The organism is Niallia alba, from assembly GCF_012933555.1.
Lineage (GTDB): Bacteria > Bacillota > Bacilli > Bacillales > Cytobacillaceae > Niallia > Niallia alba.
In genome coordinates this window covers 3,395,945-3,422,579 of record NZ_JABBPK010000001.1, presented here as the reverse complement: position 1 = coordinate 3,422,579, position 26,635 = coordinate 3,395,945, and the positions used below count along the sequence as shown (strand labels likewise).

Here is a 26,635-nt window from a genome sequence, read left to right as displayed (position 1 = left end):
TAGACTTAAGAGACGACGACAATTTGTTTATTAAGGAATGGTTTTTCCTTCAATCTTTCGAAGCCAAATATGTGCTGGTTTCCACAAAGCTGCCCGTAAATATCGGCTAATTTGTAGGGTTTTTCGTTTACTTTTTGTCTCGATTTGTGCGAGAACATGCAGGCAAAAAACAATAAGTGCGATAAACACTTGATTCTGAATTGCCCATTCGCTTTGGCCGTAAAACTTTTTGATATGGAGATGTTGTTTAATCCATTTGAAAAATAACTCAATCGCCCAGCGTGATTTATACATCTTTGAGATTTCTTCAGCACTTAAATCAAAACGATTTGTGATTAAATGAAGCTCATTTCCTTTTGAATCAATCACTTTTAGAAGACGAAAGTAATTTTCGGCACGGTTTTGCGTCGTACCAATCAACACCATTTGATCCGACAAAACAGATGTATTCTCGGGTAGTTTAAAATCGTAAACCTCCCGTATGACTGCGTTTTTTCGCAGCCTAGAAAGGAAAAAGTAGCCGTCATCTGTCATCCGATCAAAGCGTTCGTAGTCTAAGTAACCACGGTCAAACACATACATACATTCCTTGTCATCAACCATTACTTCAAGCTGACCGCGGTCATGTTCTTTGGCCGTTGTCATAATGGCCTTTTCGGGATAGGATATACCTTTTTCCATAAACACAAGGCGTAAGTGCAATTTAACACCCGCTTTTGTTTTGCGGAATTTTGCCCATTTATGATTAGTCAAATTGAGAGGCAATGTGCTTGAATCAATGATTTTTAATGGCATCACAAGTTTCGTGTTGTGCGTTTTGGCATGAATTTGTGAAACTAAATCAAGGAAAAGCTTTTGGAATAAGTCTGGATTCATGCCATTTAAACGGCGTGAGAGTTGGGAAATACTGATAGAATCAAGATCAATGCCCTTTTGCAGTTGATCATCGAAAAGACAATCGCTCAGCGCATGCAGACTTTCGACTTCTTCTAGCTGCGCAAAAAGTAATAATTTTAGAAATGACTCTGTCGTTAGTTTTTTCGTATAGAAATCTAATTTCAACGTTTTCACGTTTTCTTCAAATAATTGAAGATTTATTGGTGAAAACCATTGTCCAAATGAAGTTTTTCGTGTAATCTTGTCCATGCGATAGTCCTTTTTAGTGGATTTGGACGGGTTACCACCTAACTTATCCATTATAAAGGACTTTTTCTTTGCATAAAATGATAAAATTGAACATTTCAAGTATTTTTAATAGTTAAATTAAATTAACGCAACACTAGTGAAATGAACTAGATTATATTATCTCTAATATTCATGATATAAATAAAATCAATAAAAATTTAGTGCAATTGCAAGAAAGCTCATTAAGCGATTTACAAGAGAACTTTTTAAAGAATATCATTTATGAAAATTATGATAAGCAGTTTATAGAGAAAAGATTGAATCTTCTTCAGTTAGATCCATTCCGTGACGGTGGAATTCTTGCAATTGTATCAATGGAGGGAATTTCAGAGTGGGAATCAACTTTAAGTGAAGGCAATATTTTGACATTAAGAAAAAAAGTATTAGCTTTATTTAATGACAAAGATCCCAACCAAAAATTCATATCATTTCCGATTGATTATCAACATTTTTGCTTATTTTTTGCAGAAAAAAATCAGCATCTTATTTTAGAGATGTTAAATAGAATGATTCATAGAATAGAGCAAGAATTAGGAATAGAAATAACTTTTACCCTCTCGCAAGCTTTTTCTTCGTTAATAGATTTACCAGAAATATTTAAGTCATCTTTTCAGCTTATGGAACAGAAATATTCTTTTATCGATACAAAATGTTTATGTACCAGCAATGTTCCTTTAACGTCTGAAAAAGAATACTTCTATAGTGTGGAGACGGAAAGTATTTTAATAAATTTTATGCAGAAAAGAGACTTGAAGCAAGCTGAAAAACTGATAAAGGAGATTGTCGAAACAAATTTTAGAGAAGAAAGCATGGATATATTTAGTATTTATGATTTTAGAAATGCCCTTATCAACACATTAAAAAGAATCTTGAATAAATTTAATTTACCGTTTGGCGATTTTTTGAAAGAGAATAAGGCTTTGTTTTTTCATTTGAACAGTACCGATATTGAGATTTTAAAGAGCACCTTTATCGATATTTTCAATGAGTTAATGCTTCTTCTAGGAGAAAAACATTCTCTTAAACTTTCAACTGTAGAAAGTGTTATCAGTTATATTCAAGATAATTACACAAACGATCTTTCCTTAGGGGAAGTTGCAGATCATTTTCAATTAAGTGAATCCTATGTAAGCAAGTTGATCAAAGATCATTTGAAGTCTTCTTTTAAAAATTATGTAAACCAGCTGAAGGTAGAAAAATCCAAGGATTTATTGAAATCAGGTAAATATATGGTATCACTAACGTCGCATAAATTCTAACTGAATATTCTGTTTTCTGATATTCCCGTTTGAGAAGAAAAACGAAGACACGCGAACAGAGGTAGTAATCATCCATTTTTTTACTATAACCTTTGGCGAGGGCGACAGAAACGGTTAAACCTTTACGGGACAGCTCTTCCTGCTATTTTTCGAATCCAAATACGTGCTGGTTTCCAGGGTGCTGCTTTTAGCCACCGACTGATTTGTAAGTACGTCCGTGAACTATTTGTACTCAGCTGAGCCAGTACATGTAAACAGTAGACGATCATCGCGATGTACACTTGATTATGCACAGCTTGTTCGCTTTGTCCGTAGAACTTTTTGATGTTTAAATGTTGCTTCATCCACTTGAAAAACAGCTCGATTGCCCAGCGTGATTTATACAATTCAGCGATTTCATCTGCACTCAAGTCGAAGCGATTCGTTATGAGGTGTAACTCATTTCCTTTTGAATCCAACACTTTCAATTGTCTGAATTCATTACCTGCTCGACTTTGTGCTGTGCCCAAGGAAATCATTTCATCTGATAAAACGGTTGAATCTTTTGGAAGATCAAATTCCTCGATTTGATGAGTTACAGCGTTTTTCCGCAAGCGTGAAACGAAGAAGTAACCATCGTCGGTCATGCGGTCGAATCGCTCGTAATCCAAGTAGCCACGGTCAAAGACGTACATGCACTCTTTGTCGTCAACGAGTACTTCTAGCTGACCTCGATCATGTTCGATCGCATTCGTTAACACCGCTTTGTCTGGATAGGAACAACCCTTTTCTAAGTAAACAAGACGTAAATGAAGCTTAATGCCTGACTTTGTTTTGCGGAACTTAGCCCATTTATGATTGTTCAAATTCAGTGGCAACGTACTCGAGTCGATGATTTTCAGTGGTGTTGTCATTTTACGTCGCTTATCAAAATCCGTTTTCTCATGAATTTGCGCGACTAAATCTAGAAACACCTGCTGGAACACCTCTGTCGGTACTTGATTTAATCGACGTCCTAATTGTGAAAAGCTAATCGATTCCAAATTCGTTGCTTTTTGTAGGTCGTCTGAAAACAATGTATCACTGACAGCACGCAGACTTTCGGTTTCATTCAGCTGCGCAAACAGCAGTAATTTCAGGAATGAAGCGATGTGTAGCTTCTTTGTATAGTAATTTAATTGATGGGTTTCAACCAATTCTTCAAGTTTTGTGGAGGAAATCGGTGAAAACCATTGTTCAAATGATGTTTTTCGTGTAAACTTATCCATGCTTATGTCCTTTATGTTGGATTTGGATGGTTTACTACCGTCCAACCATTATAAAGGATTTTTTTGTGTATCATTAATATTACAGAAAATTCAGATTTCCGGAAGGCGTTGTATTATTTTAATGCGACGCTAGTGATATGGTATCAGAAGTTGGCGAAATGGTAGGGTGTAAAAATGTTAATACTTTTATAAGGATTTTTAAGCAGTATGAAGGAATAACACCAGGAAAGTATGTTATCAATAAAATGGCCAAATAAATATAATGATATACAAAGTGTGTTTACTCTGTGTAAGCACACTTTTGTGTATTTAGGCTGCGAGTAATAGCTATAAACTTTTTCTAAGATATTTCGACTTTTTAAATAAATTTACACACAAAATTCAAATAACTATTAAAATAGAATAAAGAGACTTGATGAAAAGGGCGTGAAATGGTGCAAATCGATAAAATAGAAGTTCAGCATGTAAAAATGCCGTTGGTTAGTCCTTTTGAGACGAGCTTTGGCAAACTGTTAGAGAAGGATTTTCTTATAATTAAAATATATAGTGGAGAGCACATTGGCTATGGAGAGTCTGTCGCTTTACCTGATCCTACTTATAATGAGGAAACGACTGGAACAGTCATTTACATGTTAAATGAGTTTTTGATACCACTCTTGTTAAAAGAAGAAATAAATCATCCAGATGAAGTTTCAAAAAGATTCGCTCCTATCAGAAGAAATAATATGGCAAAAGCAGCTTTAGAAGGAGCGATATGGGATTTATATAGTAAGAAATTAGGTATTTCTCTTTCTAAAGCACTTGGTGGTGTACAAACTTCGATTGATGTAGGGGTTAGCATTGGAATTGAACCTACTACAGAGATGCTTTTATCAAAGGTGGATCGTTTTTTGTCAGAGGGCTATAAAAAAATCAAAGTAAAAATTAAACCTGGTTATGATTTGGAGCCTTTAACGAAAATAAGACAGACTTTTGGATATGAAATACCGTTAATGGCGGATGCTAACTCTGCGTATACATTAGCAGACATTGAAAGAATCAAAGAATTAGATCCACTTAAATTGATGATGATTGAACAGCCGTTAGCATATGATGATATTATTGACCATTCTATCCTACAGAGCGAGCTTGCTACACCAATATGTCTAGATGAAAGTATTCATTCCGTAGAAGATGCGCGAAAAGCGATTGAATTAGGAAGTTGTAAAATTATTAATATTAAGATTGGCCGTGTTGGTGGATTGACCGAATCGAAGAAAATTCATGATTTATGTGAAAAACATGGTATCCCTGTATGGTGTGGAGGAATGCTGGAAGGCGGTATTGGCAGAGCGCATAATATCGCGATTACAACACTCCCAGCCTTTACTATAGCAGGAGATACATCTGCTTCCAATCGATACTGGAAAAAGGATATCATCTGTCCAGAAGTCACATTGTCTACCCCAGGAAAAATAGATGTGCCCTCAGGAGCTGGTATTGGATTCGACTTAAACGAAGAAGTGATTAATCAACATATGATTTCGAAGAAGGTATATCCTAATCTATCTATATAGTTAAGGGGAGAACAAATAAAGTGAAACCTTATATGATAAGAGAAGTGACCGCAAAAGATGAAATCCAAATGGTGGTTGTTTTTCAAGATTTAATTTGGGGGAAGAAGAATACGATGCCTTTTCCATTTTTGGTTGCCTCCCTTCATAATGGAGGGATCATTATAGGGGCTTTTCTCAAGAAAGAATTAGTCGGTTTTTGCTATGGTTTTCCTGGCTTTCATCAAAATGAAGTATATTTGGTGTCACATATGATGGCAGTAAAGGATAAGGAAAGAAATGCTGGATTGGGCTTTAAAATGAAAGTTAAACAAAAAGAATTAGCTTTGGAGCGTGGCTATAAAAAAATTATCTGGACTTTTGATCCGCTAGAATCACGTAATGCCTTTCTTAATATTGCAAAATTAGGAGGAACAGTCAAAACATATTATTCCGATCATTATGGAATAATGGACGATGAATTAAATAGTGGTCTTCCTTCAGACCGTTTTTTATTAGAGTGGAGTCTTAAGGGGAAATCTGTTAATAATATTCCGGCGGAGGAGCAAATTCAATCGATTGTTACTTGGGAAATGGCGGCAGATATTCCTGTGCCATTATTCGTAGAATCAATTTCCAAAAAGGCAGAATTCTATAAGGTTCCTGTTCCAAATAACATACATACAATAAAAGAAAGAGACATTGCGATAGCAAAAAAATGGCGCATCATGCTACGAAATGCATGTAATCACTTGTTTGAAATGGGATATATCATTCATTCTTTTCAAAAGACAAATGAACCAGTGAATTATTATATTGTAAGCTTAGGCAAAGTCGCTTGTTTTAGCAAAACAATACAAGCTGAATAACGAGGTGCATAAACTAGGAGGGGAAAAATGCGCGAGCAAATTGACGGCTGGGTAGATAGGCAAAAGGAAAATATAATAGAAATGTACCAGTTTCTTCATAATAATGCAGAAATAAGTTGGGAGGAAGTTAAAACAACTCAATTTATAAAGAATGAACTAGAGAAATTATCAATCTCTTATGAATTATTTAATGATCAAACTGGTATTGTAGGTGTATGGGGAGAAGGTAATGCTCCTGTCGTTGGCCTTCGAGCAGATATGGACGCATTATGGCAACAAGTTAACGGGAAATGGAAAGCAAATCATTCATGCGGTCATGATGCACATACAACTATTTTACTTTTTACTTTAAGATGTCTGAAGGAATTGGGTTTTGAACCAAAAGGAAAGATTAAGTCTCTTTTTCAGCCGGCCGAAGAGACTGGTGCAGGGGCAATTTCTTTTATTAATAAGGGGCTTTTAGATGATGTGGATTATTTATTAGGACTGCATGTACGGCCAATTCAAGAAATGAGATTTGGCGAATGCTCTCCTGCTATTTATCATGGTGCAGCAGCAAGCTTTAAAGGGAAAATATATGGAATGCAGGCACATGCAGCAAGACCTCACTTAGGTATAAATGTAATCGATAGTCTTACAGCAATCAATGTGGCGATCCGTTCTATTCCTTTAAATCCGATCATTCCAGCATCCGCAAAATTAACTTTTGCACAAGCAGGAGGGAAAAATTTCAACATTATCCCAGATTATGCCGAGTTTGGGATCGATGTTCGTGCCCAAACCAATGAAGCGATGGCTCAATTAATTTCCAGATTAGAGAGCCAAGTAAAACTAGCAGGAGAGGCAAATGGAGCAAGAATAGAATTAGAACTATTATCCGAAATGCCAGCAGCAAGTCCTAATAAATGGATGGAGGAAATAGTAGCAAGAAGCATTAAAGATATACTTGGGAAAGAAGGGCTTGTAAAACCACCAATAACACCTGGAGGCGAAGATTTTCATTATTATGCAAAAGTAAATGAACAACTTCAAACAACCATGATCGGATTAGGTACTGATTTGCAGCCAGGTTTACACCATCCTGACATGCATTTTCAGCTAAATAGCTTACTACATGGGATAAAAATCATGGCACTATCTACAACTAAATTAATGGAAAGAAACCACTAAATAGAATGGGCTGGGACATAAGTATTCCAACCAAATATAAACCTAAACAATTACACGAAGATGCTAAAAAAATTCGTATAATTGTTTGGGTTTTTTATTCATTTTACAAAGATGGTTTGTGGTTATCACCCCCAGACTAAATACATTTCGCTTTCCGTGGGACGAGTGCCAAGCCTCCTTGTCATATTATTCCTATGGGAAGTAGAGCAAAATCTTTTTAATCTAATTTACGAGATTTTCTAAAAGAAAAAATAATAGCCTCCCCATGTAAATGGATAAATCCACTAATTATTATGCAAAGTGAAAAAATATGATATCCTATTGAATAGATAGGATATAAAATAATTATACTGGATAAAGGATGAATATTAGGTCTTTATACCAACAATTCATAAGTAATTATGCTATAATGCTTAATGGCAATTATACAGAAAAACCGCATACTATAGGGAAATTAAAAGGGGCTACAAATGAAAGCATTAATAAGCCAAGATAAACCGGTTAAACGACTAGCTATTTTTATTTTAGGACTTTTGATTATGTCATTAGGTATTGTTTTAGTTATAACAGCAAATTTAGGTTCAGCCCCTTGGGATATTTTGAATATTGGATTACATATTCAGTTTGGTCTAACCATTGGCAGCTGGGCAATAATAGTTGGATTTTTAATATTATTAATTGCTGCGATTCTTTCCAAGAAGCTTCCACAGTTTGGGGCTTTATTAAATATGGTGTTAGTAGGAGCCTTTATTGATCTCTTTTTACTCCTTCCTTTTATGAATACCCCTTCCTCCTTATATCAAAAATGGATCATGTTTTTAATTGGGTTGATCATAATGGGCTACGGAATGGGAATCTATATTTCTGCAAAACTTGGTGCCGGACCTCGTGATAGTCTAATGATCGTCTTATCCGAAAAATTTGGTGGAAGTATCGCAAAAACGAGGTTATTTATGGAGGCGATTGTTTTAGTAATAGGATGGATGCTCGGGGGACCCGTATCTTGGGGGACGATTATCTATGCTGTTTTAATAGGAAGAATTGCCGGATGGAGTATCCCACAGTGTACAAAATGGACGAACTATATACTGAATCGAAGCGAAAGAACAGTGAATAATATTCACCAACATAATATGGAGCAGGAGGCAAAATAATGAAGATATCAACTAAAGGAAGATATGGATTAACCATTATGATGGAGTTAGCAAAGAAGCATGGAGAAGGACCGATTTCCTTAAAATCTATTGCTCAAACAAATAATTTATCGGAGCATTACTTAGAACAATTAGTTGCACCATTGCGTAATGCTGGTTATGTACGTAGTATTCGCGGAGCATATGGTGGGTATGTTTTAGGGGATGAACCAAATAAAATTACTGCTGGAGACATTATTCGCATATTAGAAGGACCGATTAGTCCGGTCGAAGGAATCGAAGATGAAGAACCAGCCAAAAAAGCATTATGGATGAAAATTAGAGATGCTGTAAAAGATGTGTTGGATTCAACAACAATAGAAGACTTAGCTAATCATAAAGAAGACGGCAGTTCAGACGGTTATATGTTTTATATATAAAAAGCTGTTTTCGTAAAGTTTGTTGCTAGTAACCCGCAGCCTGAATACAATTCGCTTTCCATGGGGCTACGCTTGAGCCCCCTTGGCTGGCTCATCTGTCTCGCTATCGAGGCCACTGAAAAAGTCTTTTTTTCGTGCGAAATGAAGAGCAAGCATTTTTGAAAGTGAAAATAAGGTTGGTTTGGAGAGGCGTCCGCTCGACTCCTATGGGAGCTGCGAGAAAGTCCGAGACCCCGCAGGAACGTAGTGACGAGGAGGCTTGGCGCTCGCCCCATGGAAAGCGAGCGGACGCCTCGGAAAACAAATCGATCATCTTATGTTTAAAAAGTGGCTATTGCCCATTATCATTAACTAGCCAGTTTTTCAGTGCCCTCCTCGATATCCCAAAGGAGTCTATGTATATTCAGGCTGCTGCTCAGTTTTCCAATATATAAATTTTCCCTATTAAAAACAACAATCTTATAGAAAACAGTAACATAAAAAGATACTAACTAAATGTAGGTGAATAACGTGGAACATATTTATGTGGATCATGCGGCAACTTCTCCCATGCATCCAAAGGTAATTGACAAAATGTATGAAATCATGAAAGATCAATTTGGAAATCCATCGAGTATTCATACTTATGGAAGACAGGCAAGAAATATTTTAGATAATGCAAGGGCGGTAATAGCTTCTAGTATTGGCGCACTCGAAAATGAAATTATTTTTACGAGTGGTGGAACGGAGGCAGATAATTATGCTATCTTTGGAATTGCTGAAGGAAAAGAAACAAAAGGAAAACATATTATCACAACAGAAATCGAACATCATGCCGTATTGCATGCTTGCCAAGAATTAGAGAAAAAAGGCTACGAGATTACTTATCTTCCCGTTAATGAATACGGAGTAATAGATTTAAATGAATTTAAAACGGCATTAAGAGAAGATACAATACTTGTTACCATAATGTATGGTAATAACGAAATAGGTTCGATTCAGCCAATTAAAGAAATTGGCTTATTGTTAAAAGAGCATCCTGCAGTATTTCACACAGATGCCGTACAAGCCTATGGTTTAGAGGAAATCGATGTAAAAGAACAGCATATTGACCTTTTATCTGTTTCGTCCCATAAGATTAATGGACCTAAAGGTATTGGGTTTTTATATGTTAGAAACGGCATTAAGTTAAATCCCCGATTTTTTGGTGGGGAACAAGAGAAAAAAAGAAGAGCAGGGACGGAAAATGTTCCTTCTGTAGCTGGTTTTCAGCTAGCAGTAGAGATTGCCGAGCAGGATAGATTCTATAAGAGAGAGCAATATAAAAAATACAAAGAAATACTTATCGGCATCTTAAAAGAAAATAATATTTCATTTAAACAAAACGGATTAGTTGATAATACCTTACCACATGTTTTAAACTTAAGCTTTCCTGGTACAAATGTCGAAGCGATGTTAGTTAATCTCGATTTAGCAGGTATTGCGGCTTCAAGTGGTTCAGCTTGTACAGCAGGATCAATCGAACCTTCCCATGTGTTAGTAAGCATGTTTGGTAAAGAATCGGAAAGAACGAAAAATTCGATTCGATTTAGCTTTGGTTTAAATAATACGGAACAACAAATAGAAAAGGTCGGTCATGAATTAGTCAAAATCATTAACCGTCTGACAAAATGATAACCTTCCCTTCCATGTTAAGGGAAGGGCTAAGGGGGAAATGGAAATGGAAATGGAAATGGAAAAAGCACCGAAAGATACCCGTGTAGTAGTTGGAATGTCCGGTGGAGTAGATTCATCTGTTGCAGCACTTCTTTTAAAAGAGCAAGGATACGATGTTATTGGTATATTCATGAAAAACTGGGATGATACAGACGAATTTGGTGTCTGCACAGCAACAGAGGATTATGAAGATGTTATTCGTGTCTGCAATCAATTAGGGATTCCTTATTATGCGGTGAATTTTGAAAAACAATACTGGGATAAAGTATTTACTTATTTTCTTGATGAATATAAAGCAGGTAGAACACCTAATCCTGATGTGATGTGTAATAAAGAAATTAAATTCAAAGCTTTCTTAGAGCATGCGATGAGCCTTGGCGCTGATTATCTAGCAACAGGACATTATGCACAAGTTGTTAGAGAAGATGGACAAGTCAAAATGCTTAGAGGAAAAGATGATAATAAAGACCAAACTTACTTTTTAAATCAACTAACAGAAGAACAATTAAGCAAAGTAATGTTCCCTATTGGTGGCATGGAAAAATCAAAGGTTCGTGAACTTGCTGCTAAAGCAAATCTTGCAACTGCAACTAAAAAAGACAGCACAGGCATTTGTTTTATTGGAGAACGTAATTTTAAAGAATTCTTAAGTGGATTTCTTCCTGCCCAAAAAGGGAATATGGAAACAATGGATGGAGAAATAGTAGGTCGTCATGATGGGCTTATGTATTATACAATTGGACAAAGACATGGACTTGGCATTGGTGGAAGTGGAGAACCTTGGTTTGTTATCGGCAAGGATTTAAAGAGAAATGTTTTATACGTAGGACAAGGTTTCCATCATGAATTATTGTATTCTGACAGTATTATCGCAACTAATATTAGCTGGGTGTCTAAAGATAGAATTGGTACATCGTTTGAATGCACAGCTAAATTCCGTTACCGTCAACCAGATAATAAAGTGACGGTAGAGATTATCGATGAAAATACAGTGAAAGTTATTTTCCATGAGCCAATTCGTGCCGTTACACCAGGTCAAGCAGTGGTGTTCTATCAAGGGGAAGAATGCTTAGGCGGTGGAACGATTGACAAAGTATTTCGGGATAATGAAAGATTAACATATGTAGGTTAATGGTGAACGGGACTGGGACATAAGTATTCCAGCCAAAGATAAATCCAAACAATTATACGAAGATACTAATAAAAGTTCCGTATAATTGTTTGGTTTTTTATTTGTTTTTAAAAGGATGTTTCCATGAAGTTTAGTGCAATTCCCCGCAGCCGGAATACACTTCGCTTTCCGTGGGGCTAAGCTTAAGCTTCCTCAGCTTCTCCTCCGGGGTCTCAGACTGTCTCGCTAATCCCCTTGGCGTCTTCGTGTATTCCGGCTGCTCTGTTTTTCCAACTAATTATATTTCCTCTTGTAAAAAGTATGCGAAAGCAGCTGCTATTTACTAGCTAGATTAGAAATTGTTCGTCTTTACAGAGTATCTATTTAGTTATGTCCCAACCTTGTTTTTTACATATCGTAAAAGTAGCTAGCAATTTTCCTGAAGTAGGATGATTTGCTAGTTTCTTTTGTGCTATTGGTTTTCTCATTTTTGATTAGAAAATATGCTATACTACCAATTAGAAATGGAGTGTTTTAAGATGGATAATAGTCAATTAGGAATACAATATATGCAAGAAGGTAAATGGGAAGAAGCAGCAAAGTTTTTTATGGAAGAGATTGAGAAGAATCCGAATAATGCCGTTTCTTACGTTAATTTTGGGAATGTTTTATCTGCTTTAGGAGACGAGACAAGAGCGTTATCTTTTTACCAAAAAGCGATAGAAATAGATGATACTACTGCTGCAGCCTACTATAGTGCAGGAGCTGTTTACTATGAGAAAGAAAATTTAGAATCTGCAAAAACGATGTTTGAACAAGCACTAGCAAAAGGATTAGAAACAAGTGACAATTTCTTTATGTTAGGATTAACATATGTTGGTTTAGAAAAAGGAAAACTTGCTATTCCTTATTTTCAGAGAGCAGTTGAGTTAAATAATCAAGATGCTGAGGCATATTTTCAATTAGGTCTCTGTTTGGCACAAAGCGATTATATTGAGGAAGCAATTGCGCAATTTCAATCCTGTATAACAATAGATGCTAATCACGCTGATGCTTATTATAATTTAGGCGTTGCGTATGGTTTTAAAGAAGAAACAGAGAAAGCAATAGAAATGTTTGATAAGTCACTAGAAATCCAACCAGATCATCTCCTTGCCGGTTATGGGAAGCAAATTATCGAAGGAAAATAATAGGAGATTAAAGCGTAGAAAGGAGGATTCCAGTTGAACGAGCAGAACTCCTTGGATCTTTTTGAACAAGAAAAAAAGTATGTTAAGGGACGTCATCTTGTTACCATTTTTCATAATGAACAGAACCTTTACTCTGTAATAAGAATAAGAGTAGACGAAACGAATCATGATTATGATGATAAAGAAGCGGTTATTACTGGCTATTTGCCGAAGATGAATGAAGAAGAGACATATACATACTATGGTGATTTTAAAGAGCATCCAAGATTCGGGCTACAGCTGCAGGCAACTTCCTTTCGAAAAGAAATGCCACAAACAAAGCAAGGGGTTGTGGCTTATTTATCCAGTAATCTGTTTAAAGGGATTGGGGAAAAAACAGCTGAAAATATAGTGGATACATTGGGAGAAGAGGCAATATCTAAAATCATGAATCAGCCATCGATTTTAGACACAGTGCCTAAACTTGCAGCTGATAAAGCGAAAATATTATATGATACCTTAATGAAAAACCAGGGCTTAGAACAAGCAATGGTTTCGCTAAATCAATACGGTTTTGGTCCACAATTATCGATGAAAATTTATCAAGTATACAAAGAAAATACTTTAGAAGTGGTTCAGACTAATCCGTATAAATTGGTGGAAGATATAGAAGGGATTGGTTTTGGAAAGGCAGATGATCTTGGTTCACAAATCGGAATTACAGGTAATCATCCAGATCGTTTAAAAGCTGGGTGCTTGTATATTTTAGAGCTAAGCAGTAATCAAGAAGGTCATGTCTATCTTCAAGCTGAATATTTGCTTGAAAAAGTTAAAGTGTTACTTGAAGAAAATCAAAAAGAGGAAATAGAGTTTTCGCAAATAGCAGAGCAGATTATTCAGCTAGAAGAAGAAGGGAAAATTATAGTTGAGGATAAAAAAATATATTTGCCTTCTTTGTTTTTTTCGGAAAAAGGACTTGTACGAAATATTAAGCGGGTAATGGAACAATCAGAATATAAGGATCAATTTCCAGAATCAGAATTTTTGCTTGCCTTAGGAAATTTGGAGGACCGCATTGGCGTTCAGTATGCTCCATCGCAACGAGAAGCGATTCAAACGGCGCTTATGTCTCCGATGCTTATTTTGACAGGTGGTCCTGGTACAGGAAAAACGACAGTAATCAAAGGAATTGTTGAATTATATGGAGAATTGCATGGTTGTTCCTTAGATCCAAACGATTACAAAAATGATGAGCCCTATCCGTTTATTCTTGCTGCACCGACTGGCAGAGCTGCAAAGCGAATGGCTGAATCGACTGGTTTACCTGCTGTTACGATTCATCGATTGTTAGGTTGGAATGGGACAGGGACATTTGAGCGAGATGAGGATCATCCTCTCGAAGGTAAAATTCTCATAGTGGATGAAACATCGATGGTAGATATTTGGTTAGCCCATCAATTATTTAAAGCCTTGCCTGAGCATATTCAAGTCATTATTGTTGGGGACGAAGATCAACTACCCTCAGTGGGACCAGGTCAAGTTCTAAAGGATTTACTTGATTCAGCTTGTATTCCTACTGTTAAGCTGAAAGATATTTATCGTCAAGCAGAAGGGTCATCTATCATCGAATTAGCACATGAAATGAAAAAGGGACAGTTACCGGCTAATTTGCTTGTACCACAAGGAGATCGATCCTTCATAAAGTGCTCTTCCAGTCAAATTCCACAAGCAATTGAAAAAATTGTTTTAAATGCAAAAAATAAGGGATTTGCACCAATGGATATTCAAGTATTGGCACCGATGTATAGAGGACCTGCAGGTATTGATCGGTTAAATGCTATTTTACAGGAAAGTTTAAATCCTAATCCTGACGGAACCAGAAAAGAGCTGAAATTTGGAGACGTTACATACCGAATAGGGGATAAAGTCCTTCAACTAGTCAATCAACCAGAAAGCAATGTTTTTAATGGCGATATGGGAGAGATTGTATCGATTTTTTATGCGAAGGAAAATACGGAAAAGCAAGACATGGTTATTGTTTCGTTCGATGGTATCGAAGCAACTTATACACGACAGGATTTAAATCAAATTACCCTTGCTTACTGCTGCTCTGTCCACAAATCGCAAGGAAGTGAGTTTCCAATCGTCATCATGCCTATCGTTAAAAGCTATTATCGCATGTTGAGACGGAATCTCATTTATACGGGCATCACAAGAAGCAAACAATTTTTAATTCTTTGCGGTGAGGTAGAAGCGATAGAATTGGGAGTTAGTCGAAATGACGAGCTGAATCGGCAAACTACCTTAAAAGAAAAAATCAAAGAGGCATTCGCTGATGTATACCAACCAGACGAAACGAAAGAAATGACGTCAGAGAATTCATTTGATTTATTGTACGAAGGCAAAATCAATCAAATTGATCCAATGATTGGTATGGAAAATATCACACCGTATGACTTTATGGAAACGTCTGAAGTATAAGATGATAAATTTAAGTTGTATATTGGTTGTCAAGGCATCCACTCGCTATCCCTATGAAAAGTTAGTATTTTTGAAGTTGAAAATCTCCATTTTTAGGGGATTTTTTTTGCCAATGTTTGCACTACATGTTTTTAATTCTTAGGAGAAAAATAATATTGTTATCTTCTTCGAATAGCCCAGTAGGATTCCGAGATTTCGTAAAAAAAGCCAACTCCTAAGGAAATTCTGGTATATTTGGAAGCTGTTTAGAGCATAATGGGAATACTTAACTAGAAATTCCATGATGGAATATTTCATGAAACGAATGAAGATGAGGTGTTTCCTGTGCTCAAATGTCCAAATTGCCAGAGCAAAGATATTGGAAAAATTGGAATCAATCAATACTACTGCTGGAATTGCTTTATTGAATTATCGCTAACAAAAGGGATTATTCATACACATCAAGTAGAAGAAGATGGAAGCTTAAGTTCTCTAGACGACTTATTTGAAGAAGAAGAGCGTCGATTAAGCTAAGTTCTTCTCCACATTCATTGGCGCTCACTTCTATATAAAAGGAGTGCAAAGTAAAATGGGTAAAGTGATGAATACAGCAATAGCTATTGGTGCTGGTGTAGTAGCAATGAGCTATATGCAAAAAAATAATATGATGAGTCAAAAACAATTGAAAAAAATGCAAAAAAAAGTAATGAAGATGTTTTAATTAGTCTATTAGAAGATTGTAGATGCTCAAAAAAGTGTATCTACAATCTTTTTTTGTTGAAAAGTTTCGTCAATGATGATGTGCATAAAAATTCCTTTTATCTCTCACAATAGGTTATGAGGGAGGAAAGAAAATGGATATAAGAATGAAATGGTATTACCGGTTAGGGTTTACCTTATTACTTTTTATTGTATTATTTGTTTTTATAAAATTATCACCGATTTGGTTGCCTATTTTAAGCCTTATAACAAAAGTTATTATTCCTTTTATAATTGGAGCATTTATTACGTATTTATTACATCCGATTGTAGAATTACTACATAAAAAAGGCTTACATAGAGGTTTATCTGTTGCACTTATTTATATCCTTTTTTTTGGTGGGATTGGCTATGCCTTATATAAAGGGATTCCTATTCTTATCCATCAGCTTGAAGAACTTACGGAAAGTGCTCCTGAGCTTGCGGCACGATATAAAGATCTGATTGACTCCATCCAAAATAAAATGGAGTCATGGCCATTTAATTTACAGGAAAAGGTTGACCGGGGGATTGATTTATTTGAAACAAAGATGGAATCTCTTTTAAATAAAGTAATTAATGGGGCAATGGGGATTATTAATTATTCCATTGTCATTATGCTGATACCATTCATCTCTTTTTATATGTTAAAAGATATTGATGCTGTAAGAAAAGCTTTTAACGGCCTAATTCCAAATAAATGGCGCAACAGTGCTCATTTATTTTTAGAAGACGTAAATGAATCATTAGGCAGCTATATACGAGGGCAATTATTGGTTTGTACAATTATTGGAGTAATATCCATGATCCTATTTTGGGTTTTTCATATGAAATTTGCGCTTGTATTAGGAATCATCGTTGGGATAACGAATGTCATTCCCTATTTTGGTCCAATCATAGGTGCTATTCCTGCCTTAATCGTAGCAAGTACCGTTTCTGTTAAAATGCTAATTATTGTAGTCATCATCATTATTATTTTGCAATTTCTAGAAGGGAACATATTGTCGCCTTATATAGTTGGAAAAAGCACCCATATGCATCCGCTATTTATTATGTTTGCTCTTCTGCTTGGAGAAGAGGTTGGTGGAATGATTGGGATGATCGTAGCAGTTCCATTATTATCGATAGCGAAAGTGGCAATCGTTCATATGAGAACACACTTCGGGAAAAAAGACCCGGAAATTAAACGTATATAAATAGACCGATATTGACAATACTGCCTAATAATCAGTATAATTCGAATGAAGCATATATCGAAAAAATGGTGAAAGAAACAAGTAGATTATAGACCACTTTAAAGAGAGAAATTCCCTTAGGCTGAAAGGAGTTTCAAGTGAAGGATAATTGAAAGCTAATTCTTGAGTGCAGCTAATCACTGCCGTTTTCCGCGTTAAGGAGTATTGAGAGATGGATAGAAATTTTTAAGTGTCTTTGTATACTTTTATCCATAATCAGGGTGGTACCGCGAGCAATACTTTCGTCCCTGTCCAGGGATGGGAGTTTTTTTTATGCAGAAAAAAGGTAAAACTCTAAATTCGTAGCAATTACATATAGAAAAATAGGAGGAAATGCGATGAAGAATTTAACTGGCGCAGAAATAAGAAGCAAATTTTTAGAATTTTTCCAGGGAAAAGGACATGCAATTGAACCAAGTGCATCTCTAGTTCCTCATGATGATCCATCATTATTGTGGATAAATAGTGGAGTAGCAACCTTAAAAAAATATTTTGATGGTCGTGTTATACCAGAAAATCCAAGAATAACAAATGCACAAAAGTCTATTCGTACAAATGATATTGAAAACGTAGGGAAAACAGCTCGCCACCATACTTTTTTTGAAATGCTCGGTAATTTCTCCATTGGGGATTACTTTAAGGAAGAAGCAATTGAATGGGCTTGGGAGTTCTTAACTGATGAGAAGTGGATCGGCTTTGAGAAAGAAAAGCTGTCAGTAACGATTCATCCAGAAGATGAAGAAGCGTATGTTCTATGGAGAGATAAAATTGGAGTGCCAGAGAATCGTATCATTCGATTAGAAGGAAATTTCTGGGATATTGGCGAAGGGCCAAGTGGTCCTAACACGGAAATATTTTATGATCGTGGTCCAGAGTATGGGGATGATATAAATGATCCTGAATTATATCCAGGTGGAGAGAATGATCGTTATTTAGAAGTATGGAATCTAGTTTTCTCTGAATTTAACCATAATCCAGATGGAACATATACTCCACTCCCAAAGAAGAATATTGATACAGGAATGGGTTTGGAACGTATGGCATCCGTTGTTCAAAATGTTCCAACAAACTTCGATACAGACTTATTTATGCCTATTATTCATGCTACGGAACAATTAGCAGATGTAAAGTATGGTAAGGATTCTTCAAGTGATGAAGCATTTAAAGTGATCGCAGACCATATTCGTACAGTTGCTTTTGCAATTGGCGACGGAGCACTTCCATCGAATGAAGGAAGAGGTTATGTTTTAAGAAGATTATTACGTAGAGCAGTACGCTACGCAAAGAAAATCAACATTAATCGTCCGTTTATGTTTGAGCTAGTTCCAGTCGTTGCAGAAATAATGGTCGATTATTATCCAACGGTGAAAGAAAAGACGGAATTCATTCAAAAAGTAATGAAAAGTGAAGAAGAACGATTCCATGAAACCTTAAATGAAGGGCTTGCCATTCTTTCTGAAGTAATTGAGAAAGCAAAGGGAAATGGGGTTATCGCAGGAGAAGATATTTTCCGTTTGTATGATACGTATGGATTCCCAGTTGAACTTACAGAGGAATATGCGGAAGAACAGGGACTTCGCATTGATCATGAAGGCTTTGAGAAGGAAATGGAAAGTCAGCGTGACCGTGCCCGTAAAGCAAGACAAGAAGTAGACAGCATGCAAGTTCAAAGTGGTGTTCTAGGGAATATTAAAGTAGAAAGTGAGTTTATTGGCTATGATCAATGGGCAACTGAAGCAAAAATAGTTGCATTGTTGAAAAATGGGGAAGAAGTGGACGCAGCTGAAGCAGGCGATGAAATTCAGTTTATATTAGATAAAACACCTTTTTATGCAGAGAGTGGCGGACAGATTGCTGATAAAGGAACGTTAAAATCAGATCATGTCACAATCAAAGTCGAGGACGTTCAAAAAGCACCTAACGGACAAAACTTGCATAAAGGAACGATCGAAACGGGAGCTGTAAGGATTAACGATGTGTTAGCAGCTAAAGTGGATAGCCAAAATCGTTCGAAAATAGTCAAAAATCATACAGCAACACATTTATTGCATCAGGCACTTAAAGATGTTTTAGGAACACATGTTAATCAGGCAGGTTCCCTTGTGCGATCAGATCGCTTACGTTTTGATTTTTCTCATTTCGGGCAAATTACTGCAGAAGAATTAGATGAAATTGAACGCATCGTAAACGAAAAAATTTGGGAAAGTATTGCAGTCCAAATTGACTACAAAGATATCAATGAAGCAAAAGCAATGGGTGCTATGGCGTTATTTGGTGAAAAATACGGCAAAATCGTTCGTGTTGTTCAAGTGGGTGAATACAGCTTAGAATTGTGTGGAGGATGTCATGTTGACAACACTTCAGCAATTGGCTTATTTAAAATTGTATCGGAAGCTGGAATAGGTGCGGGAACAAGACGTATTGAAGCAGTAACTGGACAAGCTGCATATCAACAATTAACAGATCAAATTCACTTATTAAAAGAAGCTGCAAGTAAATTAAAGACAAATCCAAAAGATGTTACAACTCGAATTGATAGTCTTCTAACGGAAGTCAAGCAATTACAGCGTGAAAATGAGTCGCTTGCTGCAAAATTAAGCAATATTGAGGCTGGCAATCTTGTAGATCGAGTAAAAATGGTAAATGAAGTTCCTGTATTAGCAGCTTCTATACCAAATGTGGATATGAATAATCTACGTACAATGGCAGACGAATTAAAACAAAAAATTGGCTCTGTTGTGTTGGTTTTAGGAAGTGTTAATGAAGGAAAAGTAAATATAATTGCTGGTGTAACGAAAGATTTAATGGATAAAGGTTACCACGCAGGAAAGATTGTAAAAGAAGTAGCTTCTATTTGTGGAGGCGGCGGAGGCGGTCGTCCAGATATGGCTCAAGCAGGCGGTAAGGATCCATCTAAATTAAATGATGCTTTAGATTTTGTAGAAGAATATGTGAAATCCGTTTGATATTAGGGACAAGTAGTGTAAAATGTAGATAACTCTTAACAGAAATTGTTCGAAAAGGAAATGGGGTGTTCAAAATGAGCTCATTCGATAAAACAATGAGATTCAATTTTCCAGAAGAACCATATGAACATGATGTAAAGGAAGTACTTTATCAAGTATACGATGCACTTCAAGAAAAAGGATATAATCCAATCAATCAAATTGTTGGTTATCTTCTTTCCGGGGACCCTGCTTATATTCCCCGCCACATGGATGCACGCAATATCATCCGTAAATTAGAGCGTGATGAAATTATTGAGGAACTTGTGAAGTTTTATTTAAAACGGCAACGAGAGGAATAGATGTATGCGACTAATGGGCTTAGATGTGGGCTCAAAAACAGTAGGAGTTGCTGTTAGTGATGCTTTAGGATGGACAGCACAAGGAATTGAAACGATTCAAATTGATGAAGAGAAAGAACAATTTGGTCTAGACCGTATTGCGTCCTTGATTGTTGAGTATGATATAGGTAAAATAGTGGTTGGACTTCCAAAAAATATGAATGGTAGTATAGGTTTTCGAGGAGAAGCTAGTCAAATGTACGGGAAGCTTTTAGAAGAAAGATTTGAACTGCCAGTTGTTTTTTGGGATGAACGACTAACAACGATGGCTGCTGAAAGAATCCTATTGGAAGCAGATGTTAGTAGAAAAAAACGAAAAAAAGTTATCGATAAAATGGCGGCGTCTATTATTTTACAAGGGTATTTAGACAGCCAAAAATAATGAGGTGGAAATATGGAACACGGTGAAACAAATACAATTACGGTTGTAGACGAACAAGGAAATGAACAATTATGCGAGATTTTATTTACATTTGAATCTGATGAATTTGGAAAATCATATGTATTATACTACCCTCTTGGAGAAGAAGGCGATGATGAAGAAATCGATATCCACGCATCTTCCTTCATACCAAATGAAGAAACAGGAGACGGTGAACTTTCTCCAATTGAAACAGAGGAAGAATGGGATCTAGTCGAAGAAATGTTAAATACATTCCTCGCAGAACAGGAAGAAGAGTAATAAATAAAAAAAGAGTCCTATAGGGCTCTTTTTTTATTGTGGAAAGTCTTCTCACAAATTGCTCCTGTCCTTGGAGGAACATGTAAATTTCGCTAAAAGCTACAACTTCTTTTGCAAAATATAGTATAATAGGTCGAGATATGTAAAAAATGTTTGATTGGTGTGTGTCAAGGAGGGAAAAGTTTGACTAAAAATAAAGACGAAAACAATACTCTAAATAGTAAGAAAGAGTTATTTTTAGCTAATTTACATCAGAGACAACAAGAAGCAAAATTAGTAAGAAGAATCGTATTAATTGTTGCCTTTGTATTAATCATGATTATTGCAATTGTAGGAACTTCAGGATATTTCTACATAAAATCAGCATTACAACCAGTTAATCCCAAAAGTGATAAAGAAATTATTGTGGATATTCCAATAGGTTCAGGTGTTAACACTATTTCTCAATTGCTGGTGGACAATGGACTCGTAAAAAATGCAAAGGTATTTAAATATTATGTGAAATTTAAAAATGAATCGAATTTTATGGCAGGGGAATACCATATGAATCCGTCCATGTCGATTCAAGAAATTATTGATAGCTTAAAAACAGGTAAGATTATGCAAGAGCCGATTTTTACAATGACGATTCCTGAGGGAAAACAGTTAAGTGAAATTGCCGCCATTATTGCTGAGAAAACAAAGCAAAATGAAGAAGACATTTGGAAGCAATTAAATGATGAAGCTTTTATTAAAGGTTTAATGGCTAAGTATCCTGATCTTCTTACAACGGAAATTTGGGCAAAAAATATAAAGCATCCGCTTGAAGGGTATTTATTCCCGGCAACTTATTCTTATTATGAAGAAAAACCAACACTGGAAGCAATTGTTTCCGAAATGCTTGATAAAACAGAAAGTATAGTAAAAGCCTATGAAACGGAGCTTGCAAGAGATAATTTAACCGTTCATCAATTTTTAACGATGTCTTCGTTAATCGAAGAAGAGGCAACAAAGAATGTCGATCGTAAGAAAATTGCCAGTGTGTTTTATAATCGTATCGAAGAAGGTATGCCACTGCAAACAGATCCTACTGTCCTGTATGCGTTAGGTGAACATAAAGATAGAGTGCTTTATAAAGATCTCGAAGTAGATTCACCTTATAATACTTATCAAAATGTAGGATTACCACCTGGTCCGATCGCGAATGCTGGAACAGTTTCTATGGAAGCAGCACTGCATCCAGATGATACAGATTATCTCTATTTTTTAGCTTCGAAAGATGGGAAAGTTTATTTCTCTAAATCGCTCAATGAGCATAATGAATTGAAAGCTAAGTATATTACCGAGAATAATTAGAGCAAATGAAATGATAGAAACAAGACTGCAGACAAACAGAAAGGTGAATGACTGCAGTCTTGTTTTATACTCGTATGCAATATTTGTTCAATAATTTGTCAATGATTATATATATATAGCCTTTGATAAATAAAGATTTATTAGCATTCTCTAATATTTTATGATAAAATAGTACAAGTGTTTTTGAGTATGTATTACGTAATTAGCTAAATTTCATACACTGTTTTTGATTTGTTAGGTTCTTTAGAAGAAGCTAACTATTTTTAGGTAGAAGACCAAAAGGATAGGGCTTTAAGGAAAATAGGAGGGACTCATCCTTGCAAAATAAACAACTCCTGGATTATATGGAAAATTTAATTCCAGCAAGAAGTAACCAGATAAGTGAAATAGAACAATATGCTAAAGAAAATGAAGTCCCGATTATGGAATTAATAGGGATTGAAGCATTATTACAATTACTACGTATTCAGCAGCCTAAAAAAATTTTGGAAGTTGGTACTGCTATTGGTTATTCTGCATTAAGAATGGCGGAAGTATTGCCATCATCGCAAATAATTACAATCGAAAGAGATGAACAAAGACACTTAGTTGCGAAAGAGAATGTGAAAAAGCTTAAACGAGAATCACAAATTGTTTTGTTGTATGGAGATGCACTAGAATTAGAGTCGATTGTCAAACAATATGGACCGTTTGATGCCATTTTCATTGATGCCGCTAAAGGACAGTATCAAAAGTTTTTCGATTTATATAGCCAGTTTTTAACAAATGACGGAATCGTGTACACAGATAATATTTTGTTTCATGGTTTAGTTGCTGAAGAAGAAATAGACAGTAGAAATCTTCGCCAATTAGTACGTAAAATAAGAAATTATAATCAATGGCTTATGGAAAATCAGGATTATCACACAGCAATTTTGCCTGTGGGAGACGGTATTGCAATTAGTAAAAAGAGGGGATAATAATGAAAAAACCGGAATTACTAGTAACGCCAACCAGTATAAACGATATAGAGCCACTAATTGATAATGGAGCAGATGCTTTTGTTATTGGTGAACAAAAATTTGGTTTAAGATTAGCTGGTGAATTTAATCGTGAAGAAGTAAAAAAGGCGATTGAAATAGCGCATCAAAGAGGGAAAAAGGTGTATGTGGCTGTAAATGCCATTTTTCATAATGATAAAATCGAGGATGTAACGGAATATCTTCGTTTTCTAGTGGATGTGAATGCAGATGCTATTTATTATGGTGACCCAGCTGTATTAATGATCGCTAGAGAAGTAGCGCCAAATATGAAATTACATTGGAATACAGAAACAACAGGGACGAACTGGTACACATGTAATTATTGGGGACGCAAAGGTTCAAAAAGAGCTGTCCTTGCAAGAGAAATTAGCATGGATGCCATAATTGAAACAAAAGAACATGCAGAAGTGGAGATTGAAATTCAAGTTCACGGAATCACAACGATGTTTCAATCAAAACGTACCTTGTTAGAACATTACTTTCAATATCAAGGGAAAGAAGTTGAATTGGAAGCTAGCAAAACAGATAAAAACCTCTTCCTGCATGATAAAGAAAGAGAAAATAAATATCCAATTTTTCAGGATGAAAACGGGACACATATTTTGAGTCCAAATGATATTTGCATTATCGATGAGTTACAAGAGCTAATTGATGCTGGGGTTGATTCTTTTAAAATTGATGGCCTTTTAAAAGATCCAGCATATATTATGGCGGTTACAGCTCTTTATCATCAAGCGATAACCTTATATTTAAAAGATCCAAATCAATATGAAGATGAAAAAGATCACTTACTTGCTGAGATAGAGAAGATTCAACCACCTAACAGACCATTGGATACAGGATTTTTCTTTAAAGAAACGGTTTACTAAACAAGTGGAGGAGAAGGGAAATGACATTAGTTAAAGATCCTATTTCTGAAATAAGAGATGGGAAAAGAGTAATTGTAAAGAAACCGGAACTGTTAGCGCCAGCTGGTAATTTAGAAAAACTAAAAATTGCTATTGCTTATGGTGCAGATGCTGTTTTTATTGGTGGACAAGAATATGGACTTCGCTCAAATGCTGGAAACTTCACTTTTGCAGAAATGAAAGAGGGAGTGGAGTTTGCTAAGAAATATCAAGCAAAAGTTTATGTAACTACAAATATCTTTGCACATAATGAAAATATAGACGGTTTAGAAGATTATTTATTGGGTTTAAAGACAGCGGGTGTTCATGGAATAATTGTTGCAGATCCATTAATCATTGAGACTTGTAGACGAGTTGCTCCAGAAATAGAGGTTCATTTAAGTACACAGCAATCCCTTTCTAACTGGAAGGCCGTTCAGTATTGGAAGGAAGAGGGATTAGAACGTGTCGTGCTGGCTCGTGAAACGAGTGCTGAAGAGATTAAGGAAATGAAAGAAAAAGTGGATGTCGAAATTGAAACTTTTATTCATGGTGCAATGTGTATCGCTTATTCTGGTCGTTGTACATTAAGCAATCATATGACAGCAAGAGATTCAAACCGTGGAGGTTGCTGCCAATCTTGTCGCTGGGATTATGATTTGTACAAGCTAGATGGTACAGAAGAACAACCTTTATTCACCGATGGAGATGCGCCGTTTGCGATGAGCCCTAAAGACTTAAAGCTAATCGAATCCATTCCAAGGATGATTGAACTAGGCATAGATAGTTTGAAAATCGAAGGTAGAATGAAATCTATTCACTATATCGCTACTGTTGTTAGTGTGTATCGAAAAGTTATGGATGCTTATTGTCAAGACCCAGATAATTTTGTCATAAAAGAGGAATGGCTAAAGGAACTCGATAAATGTGCAAATCGAGATACGGCTCCGGCTTTCTTTGAAGGTCAGCCTGGGTATAAAGAGCAAATGTTTGGAAATCATAGCAAAAAGACCACTTTTGACTTTGCTGGTTTAGTGCTTGATTATAATGAAGAAACAAAAATAGTAACATTACAACAAAGAAACTTCTTTAAACAGGGACAAGAAGTTGAGTTTTTTGGTCCAGAAATCGATAATTTTACAATGATAGTTGATAAAATTTGGGATGCAGACGGGAAGGAAATGGATGCTGCTAGACATCCATTACAAATTGTTAAATTTAAGGTGGACCACCCTGTTTATCCAAATAATATGATGCGAAAGGAGCTTTAAATAAGCATGCAGCCAAAACCAGTAGTTATTGGTGTCGCAGGTGGCTCCGGATCTGGAAAAACAAGTGTGACCAAAGCGATATTTGACCATTTTAAAGGACATTCGATTTTAATGATCGAACAAGATTATTACTATAAAGACCAATCTCATTTACCATTTGAAGAAAGGTTAAAAACAAATTATGACCATCCGCTGGCATTTGACACGGAATTGCTAATAAGTCATATTCAAAAGTTAATAAATTATGAGGCAATTGAAAAGCCTGTATATAACTATGCAATGCATACTCGTTCGGATGAAACAATATTAGTGGAGCCTAAGGATGTAATCATCGTTGAAGGGATCTTAATACTAGAGGATGAAAGCCTCCGTGATTTAATGGACATGAAGTTGTTTGTGGATACAGACGCTGATTTGCGCATTATCAGAAGATTGATGAGAGATATCAAAGAAAGAGGCAGAACGATTGATTCTGTAATTGAACAATATGTTAATGTGGTTCGCCCAATGCATAATCAATTTATAGAACCAACGAAAAGATATGCGGACATTATCATTCCTGAAGGTGGCCATAATCATGTAGCGATCGATTTAATGGTTACTAAGATTCAGACCATTCTTGAACAAAAATCACTTTTGTGAAACAATAGATGGTGTTCATTAAATTATCAGGAAAAATAGGCTGTTTGTCTATAGACAGCCTATTTTTCCCAATATTGTTTATGTAAGAAAACAATAGGTTAAGATAACAGGAAGAATGAATGAAGAAATATTAACGTAGTTTTACGAGGTTGTTCTTATCATATTGGTCGCTTTTAAACATTATTTTAAAACGAGAGTGAAATACAG

Annotated in this window: 25 protein-coding genes and 1 other annotated feature; of the genes, 23 read left to right on the top strand and 2 right to left on the bottom strand. The window is 35.8% G+C overall.

Annotation, left to right across the window (positions count from 1 at the left end; all coding sequences use genetic code 11):
- Window positions 1–30: 30 nt before the first annotated feature.
- Window positions 31–1,146: an IS4 family transposase gene (locus HHU08_RS16500; protein ID WP_100525938.1), complete on the bottom strand. Its 1,116-nt coding sequence runs from the start codon at window positions 1,144–1,146 to the stop codon at window positions 31–33.
- 206 nt (window positions 1,147–1,352) lie between these two features.
- Between HHU08_RS16500 and HHU08_RS16495 the strand changes: the two genes are divergently transcribed.
- Window positions 1,353–2,444: a helix-turn-helix domain-containing protein gene (locus HHU08_RS16495; RefSeq protein WP_169188880.1), complete on the top strand. Its 1,092-nt coding sequence runs from the start codon at window positions 1,353–1,355 to the stop codon at window positions 2,442–2,444.
- A gap of 122 nt (window positions 2,445–2,566) precedes the next feature.
- On the opposite strand, the gene HHU08_RS16490 is transcribed toward HHU08_RS16495, so the two are convergent.
- Window positions 2,567–3,691: an IS4 family transposase gene (locus HHU08_RS16490; RefSeq protein ID WP_100525935.1), complete on the bottom strand. Its 1,125-nt coding sequence runs from the start codon at window positions 3,689–3,691 to the stop codon at window positions 2,567–2,569.
- A gap of 137 nt (window positions 3,692–3,828) precedes the next feature.
- Between HHU08_RS16490 and HHU08_RS25990 the strand changes: the two genes are divergently transcribed.
- The 22 genes from HHU08_RS25990 to udk all read left to right on the top strand — a co-directional run bounded on the left by HHU08_RS25990 (window position 3,829) and on the right by udk (window position 26,428).
- A complete protein-coding gene (locus HHU08_RS25990) occupies window positions 3,829–3,948 on the top strand; it encodes an AraC family transcriptional regulator (RefSeq protein WP_407939824.1) in 120 nt (39 codons plus the stop codon).
- Window positions 3,949–4,125: 177 nt separating this feature from the next.
- Window positions 4,126–5,247 (top strand): o-succinylbenzoate synthase, encoded by a 1,122-nt coding sequence (gene menC, locus HHU08_RS16480; protein ID WP_169189703.1) that lies wholly within the window; start codon window positions 4,126–4,128, stop codon window positions 5,245–5,247.
- 20 nt (window positions 5,248–5,267) lie between these two features.
- Window positions 5,268–6,092 carry a GNAT family N-acetyltransferase gene (locus HHU08_RS16475; RefSeq protein ID WP_169188878.1) on the top strand — a complete coding sequence of 275 codons (825 nt, stop codon included), beginning with the start codon at window positions 5,268–5,270 and terminating at the stop codon, window positions 6,090–6,092.
- Window positions 6,093–6,119: 27 nt separating this feature from the next.
- On the top strand, window positions 6,120–7,262 hold the full coding sequence (locus tag HHU08_RS16470) for a M20 peptidase aminoacylase family protein (RefSeq protein WP_169188877.1): 1,143 nt from the start codon (window positions 6,120–6,122) through the stop codon (window positions 7,260–7,262).
- 470 nt (window positions 7,263–7,732) lie between these two features.
- Entirely contained in the window at window positions 7,733–8,416 is a 684-nt protein-coding gene (locus tag HHU08_RS16465; RefSeq protein WP_169188876.1) for a YczE/YyaS/YitT family protein, read from the top strand.
- Window positions 8,416–8,835 (top strand): cysteine metabolism transcriptional regulator CymR, encoded by a 420-nt coding sequence (cymR, locus tag HHU08_RS16460; RefSeq protein ID WP_101730770.1) that lies wholly within the window; start codon window positions 8,416–8,418, stop codon window positions 8,833–8,835. The genes HHU08_RS16465 and cymR overlap by 1 nt, the downstream gene beginning before the upstream one ends.
- A gap of 510 nt (window positions 8,836–9,345) precedes the next feature.
- On the top strand, window positions 9,346–10,488 hold the full coding sequence (locus HHU08_RS16455) for a cysteine desulfurase family protein (protein WP_016202900.1): 1,143 nt from the start codon (window positions 9,346–9,348) through the stop codon (window positions 10,486–10,488).
- A gap of 58 nt (window positions 10,489–10,546) precedes the next feature.
- A complete protein-coding gene (gene mnmA, locus HHU08_RS16450) occupies window positions 10,547–11,662 on the top strand; it encodes a tRNA 2-thiouridine(34) synthase MnmA (RefSeq protein ID WP_016202901.1) in 1,116 nt (371 codons plus the stop codon).
- A 518-nt stretch (window positions 11,663–12,180) separates the two neighbouring features.
- Window positions 12,181–12,831, top strand: coding sequence for a tetratricopeptide repeat protein (locus HHU08_RS16445; RefSeq protein ID WP_169188875.1), 651 nt, complete (start codon window positions 12,181–12,183; stop codon window positions 12,829–12,831).
- Between the two features lie 33 nt (window positions 12,832–12,864).
- Window positions 12,865–15,291, top strand: coding sequence for an SF1B family DNA helicase RecD2 (gene recD2 / locus HHU08_RS16440; protein ID WP_169188874.1), 2,427 nt, complete (start codon window positions 12,865–12,867; stop codon window positions 15,289–15,291).
- A 324-nt stretch (window positions 15,292–15,615) separates the two neighbouring features.
- Window positions 15,616–15,804 (top strand): hypothetical protein, encoded by a 189-nt coding sequence (locus tag HHU08_RS16435; protein ID WP_016202904.1) that lies wholly within the window; start codon window positions 15,616–15,618, stop codon window positions 15,802–15,804.
- A gap of 55 nt (window positions 15,805–15,859) precedes the next feature.
- The gene (locus tag HHU08_RS16430) at window positions 15,860–15,991 is read left to right on the top strand and encodes a DUF3918 family protein (RefSeq protein WP_084668708.1); all 132 of its coding nucleotides are present in this window, start codon (window positions 15,860–15,862) and stop codon (window positions 15,989–15,991) included.
- Between the two features lie 133 nt (window positions 15,992–16,124).
- Complete coding sequence (locus HHU08_RS16425) at window positions 16,125–17,204, top strand: AI-2E family transporter (protein ID WP_016202905.1); 1,080 nt, start codon at window positions 16,125–16,127, stop codon at window positions 17,202–17,204.
- Between the two features lie 59 nt (window positions 17,205–17,263).
- Window positions 17,264–17,496 (top strand) — a binding site (T-box leader).
- An 85-nt stretch (window positions 17,497–17,581) separates the two neighbouring features.
- Complete coding sequence (alaS, locus tag HHU08_RS16420) at window positions 17,582–20,209, top strand: alanine--tRNA ligase (protein WP_169188873.1); 2,628 nt, start codon at window positions 17,582–17,584, stop codon at window positions 20,207–20,209.
- 74 nt (window positions 20,210–20,283) lie between these two features.
- Window positions 20,284–20,550, top strand: coding sequence for an IreB family regulatory phosphoprotein (locus HHU08_RS16415; RefSeq protein WP_016202907.1), 267 nt, complete (start codon window positions 20,284–20,286; stop codon window positions 20,548–20,550).
- 4 nt (window positions 20,551–20,554) lie between these two features.
- Entirely contained in the window at window positions 20,555–20,971 is a 417-nt protein-coding gene (gene ruvX / locus HHU08_RS16410; RefSeq protein ID WP_016202908.1) for a Holliday junction resolvase RuvX, read from the top strand.
- Window positions 20,972–20,983: 12 nt separating this feature from the next.
- Window positions 20,984–21,271 carry a DUF1292 domain-containing protein gene (locus tag HHU08_RS16405; RefSeq protein WP_016202909.1) on the top strand — a complete coding sequence of 96 codons (288 nt, stop codon included), beginning with the start codon at window positions 20,984–20,986 and terminating at the stop codon, window positions 21,269–21,271.
- 183 nt (window positions 21,272–21,454) lie between these two features.
- On the top strand, window positions 21,455–22,606 hold the full coding sequence (mltG, locus tag HHU08_RS16400) for an endolytic transglycosylase MltG (RefSeq protein ID WP_169188872.1): 1,152 nt from the start codon (window positions 21,455–21,457) through the stop codon (window positions 22,604–22,606).
- A 317-nt stretch (window positions 22,607–22,923) separates the two neighbouring features.
- Entirely contained in the window at window positions 22,924–23,565 is a 642-nt protein-coding gene (locus tag HHU08_RS16395; protein WP_226752509.1) for an O-methyltransferase, read from the top strand.
- 2 nt (window positions 23,566–23,567) lie between these two features.
- Complete coding sequence (locus HHU08_RS16390) at window positions 23,568–24,497, top strand: peptidase U32 family protein (protein WP_169188871.1); 930 nt, start codon at window positions 23,568–23,570, stop codon at window positions 24,495–24,497.
- Window positions 24,498–24,517: 20 nt separating this feature from the next.
- Window positions 24,518–25,786: a peptidase U32 family protein gene (locus HHU08_RS16385; protein WP_016202914.1), complete on the top strand. Its 1,269-nt coding sequence runs from the start codon at window positions 24,518–24,520 to the stop codon at window positions 25,784–25,786.
- A gap of 6 nt (window positions 25,787–25,792) precedes the next feature.
- Entirely contained in the window at window positions 25,793–26,428 is a 636-nt protein-coding gene (udk, locus tag HHU08_RS16380) for a uridine kinase (RefSeq protein ID WP_016202915.1), read from the top strand.
- Window positions 26,429–26,635 lie beyond the last annotated feature (207 nt).

Coding starts and splice junctions, on each gene's coding strand:
- HHU08_RS16500 (WP_100525938.1), bottom strand. CDS start 1,146: ATGGACAAGATTACACGAAAAACTTCATTTGGACAATGGTTTTCACCA.
- HHU08_RS16490 (WP_100525935.1), bottom strand. CDS start 3,691: ATGGATAAGTTTACACGAAAAACATCATTTGAACAATGGTTTTCACCG.
- HHU08_RS25990 (WP_407939824.1), top strand. CDS start 3,829: ATGGTATCAGAAGTTGGCGAAATGGTAGGGTGTAAAAATGTTAATACT.
- HHU08_RS16470 (WP_169188877.1), top strand. CDS start 6,120: ATGCGCGAGCAAATTGACGGCTGGGTAGATAGGCAAAAGGAAAATATA.
- HHU08_RS16465 (WP_169188876.1), top strand. CDS start 7,733: ATGAAAGCATTAATAAGCCAAGATAAACCGGTTAAACGACTAGCTATT.
- cymR (WP_101730770.1), top strand. CDS start 8,416: ATGAAGATATCAACTAAAGGAAGATATGGATTAACCATTATGATGGAG.
- mnmA (WP_016202901.1), top strand. CDS start 10,547: ATGGAAAAAGCACCGAAAGATACCCGTGTAGTAGTTGGAATGTCCGGT.
- HHU08_RS16445 (WP_169188875.1), top strand. CDS start 12,181: ATGGATAATAGTCAATTAGGAATACAATATATGCAAGAAGGTAAATGG.
- HHU08_RS16430 (WP_084668708.1), top strand. CDS start 15,860: ATGGGTAAAGTGATGAATACAGCAATAGCTATTGGTGCTGGTGTAGTA.
- HHU08_RS16425 (WP_016202905.1), top strand. CDS start 16,125: ATGGATATAAGAATGAAATGGTATTACCGGTTAGGGTTTACCTTATTA.
- alaS (WP_169188873.1), top strand. CDS start 17,582: ATGAAGAATTTAACTGGCGCAGAAATAAGAAGCAAATTTTTAGAATTT.
- HHU08_RS16415 (WP_016202907.1), top strand. CDS start 20,284: ATGAGCTCATTCGATAAAACAATGAGATTCAATTTTCCAGAAGAACCA.
- ruvX (WP_016202908.1), top strand. CDS start 20,555: ATGCGACTAATGGGCTTAGATGTGGGCTCAAAAACAGTAGGAGTTGCT.
- HHU08_RS16405 (WP_016202909.1), top strand. CDS start 20,984: ATGGAACACGGTGAAACAAATACAATTACGGTTGTAGACGAACAAGGA.
- HHU08_RS16390 (WP_169188871.1), top strand. CDS start 23,568: ATGAAAAAACCGGAATTACTAGTAACGCCAACCAGTATAAACGATATA.
- HHU08_RS16385 (WP_016202914.1), top strand. CDS start 24,518: ATGACATTAGTTAAAGATCCTATTTCTGAAATAAGAGATGGGAAAAGA.
- udk (WP_016202915.1), top strand. CDS start 25,793: ATGCAGCCAAAACCAGTAGTTATTGGTGTCGCAGGTGGCTCCGGATCT.